Annotated in this window: 2 protein-coding genes; one reads left to right on the top strand and one right to left on the bottom strand. The window is 42.8% G+C overall.

Going from position 1 to position 2463, the window contains the following annotated elements; all coding sequences use genetic code 11:
* Window positions 1-29: 29 nt before the first annotated feature.
* Window positions 30-980, bottom strand: a complete 951-nt coding sequence (rluC, locus tag B7C60_RS01755) for a 23S rRNA pseudouridine(955/2504/2580) synthase RluC (RefSeq protein WP_099610159.1) — start codon at window positions 978-980, stop codon at window positions 30-32.
* Between the two features lie 613 nt (window positions 981-1593).
* Here rluC and B7C60_RS17530 point away from each other — a divergent pair.
* On the top strand, window positions 1594-2463 hold an 870-nt coding region (locus B7C60_RS17530), incomplete at its 3' end, for an Rne/Rng family ribonuclease (RefSeq protein ID WP_245868407.1).

The following is a 2463-nucleotide window of genomic DNA, read 5'->3' as shown; positions in this document are numbered from 1 at the left end:
GGTTTTATAGCGCAATCAGCTCGCGCCGACTAATTTAGTCGGCGCATTTTATCAAGTGCTTGCTGTAATTGAGCCTCTAACGGAGCGTGTATCTCCATTTTCTCCCCTGTCGCAGGATGCAAAAATAAAATATGTGCTGCGTGTAAAAATAACCGATTGATACCAAATTGAGCAGTATAAGCATCAAAACGGCGATCACCATAGCGGTCATCCCATGCGATGGGATGACCAACATATTGAGTATGTACTCGAATCTGATGGGTTCGTCCAGTAATAGGGCTTGCTTGGATTAACGTCGCTTGGGGAAATTTCTCTATAATTCTAAATCTGGTCTCTGAAGGCTTTCCTACTGGATTTACCCGCACAATACTATTGACTTCATTTTTTAATAAAGGTGCATTCACTACTTTATGCTTTGTCTGCCACTCTCCCATGACTAAGGCATAGTAATATTTCTGTACCGTTTTCTCTCGAAACTGACTCTGTAACTGACGTAGTGCTGAACGCTTTTTGGCCACTAATAGAATTCCGGACGTATCTCGATCAATGCGATGAACTAACTCCAGAAAACGAGCCTGTGGGCGTAATGCCCGTAAGGCTTCTATCGCGCCAAACTTTAGTCCACTCCCCCCATGGACAGCCGTACCTGATGGCTTATTTAATATCAATAGGTGCTCATCTTCATAAAGAATACAGTCTTCTAATTCAGCGACCCGGTTTAGCTTGGTACTTAGCGCGGCGTTCGTTTGCTCTTTTATCTCCACTGTGACAGGTGGAATCCGTACCACATCCCCTGCGGCGAGTTTATATTCGGCTTTGATACGCTTTTTATTCACTCGTACCTCACCTTTACGTAATATTCGATAAATTACGCTTTTCGGTATATTTTTTAATTGGTTACGTAAGAAGTTATCTATACGTTGACCTGCCATGTCATCGTCGATGTCGACAAATTGGACTTCAGTTCTCATTTCGTTCATGTGGGCATTTTAACGGTAATTTATGGAAAATCACGCTTTTCTTAACTAAGGAAAATAACTTGGTTGTCACCAATTCCAAACTAATTTGTTGAAAATAGCAGCAAGTCTCATTTATACGCGATTAATAAAGGTTTGCGTTATTGATAAAAATACAATTTCAACCGTTGGATTATGCTCCCTTACCGAGAAAACTGTGACATTTTTATCCAGCGTATGAAAAATTTAAGCGCTTTCTGATAATGCTGATTGCTGAGTTTACCAGTCACTGCTATAGTTCATGGCTGCAACGAGTCAAAAGGTTAAGCTTGATGTTTTATCTTTTTATTCGCAGCAAATTTGTGAGTAGTTCCGCTAAACATCAGTATGCAGCACGTGGCGTAAGACATCACTGATGAAAGCTTCTTGTTGCCCTACTCCTCGTCTTTTCATGTTGAGTACTCTCCGCCACTATGCGGATCACAGGCAATCGTATGCTTGTGATGACTGATGTGCCCTCAGAGCATCCCCTCCAGCCGGGAGGCTGTAACCAATAGCCATGGGATCTGGCACCATGAAAACGAAAAAAAGCAGCAAGAATAATAATCAAAACGAAGAAAATACAACGAGATTTTAAATGAAAAGAATGTTAATTAACGCAACTCAAAAAGAAGAGTTGCGTGTCGCCTTGGTCGATGGCCAGCGACTGTTCGATCTAGATATCGAAAGTCCTGGACATGAATCTAAAAAAGCTAATATTTACAAAGGACGCATTACCCGCATTGAACCGAGTCTAGAAGCCGCATTTGTTGACTACGGTGCCGAAAGACACGGATTCCTCCCCCTCAAAGAAATCGCCCGCGAATATTTTCCAGAAGGTTATAGCTATCAAGGCCGTCCAAGCATTAAAGAAGTGCTAAAAGAAGGTCAAGAAGTCATCGTCCAAGTGGAAAAAGAAGAACGTGGTAGCAAAGGGGCCGCATTAACGACTTTTATTTCTCTTGCTGGTAGCTACTTAGTGCTAATGCCGAATAACCCTCGTGCTGGCGGAATATCTCGTCGTATCGAAGGTGATGAGCGCACGGAACTAAAGGCCGCTCTCAGCACACTAGTCTTACCACAAGGTATGGGGCTTATCGTCCGTACTGCTGGCGTTGGCAAAAGTGCCGAAGAGTTAGAATGGGATTTAAATGTCCTATTAAACCACTGGAGCGCGATTAAGCAAGCTTCTGAGTCTAATCCGGCTCCTTTCTTAATTCACCAAGAAAGTAACGTCATTGTCCGTGCAATTCGCGACTACCTCCGTCGTGATATTGGTGAAATTCTTATCGACAGCAACACCATCTATGAACGTGCATTAGAGCATATTCGTTTGGTTCGTCCGGACTTCGTCAATCGGGTGAAAAAATACGAAGGGGATGTACCACTATTTAGTCATTTCCAAATTGAAAGCCAAATTGAATCGGCCTTCCAACGTGAAGTTCGCTTACCTTCTGGCGGCTCTATT

It is taken from the genome of Vibrio fujianensis (assembly GCF_002749895.1).
Taxonomy (GTDB): Bacteria; Pseudomonadota; Gammaproteobacteria; order Enterobacterales; family Vibrionaceae; genus Vibrio; species Vibrio fujianensis.
The sequence above is the reverse complement of the archived record's forward strand: the minus strand, read 5'-3'. Positions and strand labels throughout refer to the sequence as shown.

Coding starts and splice junctions, on each gene's coding strand:
- rluC (WP_099610159.1), bottom strand. CDS start 980: ATGAACGAAATGAGAACTGAAGTCCAATTTGTCGACATCGACGATGAC.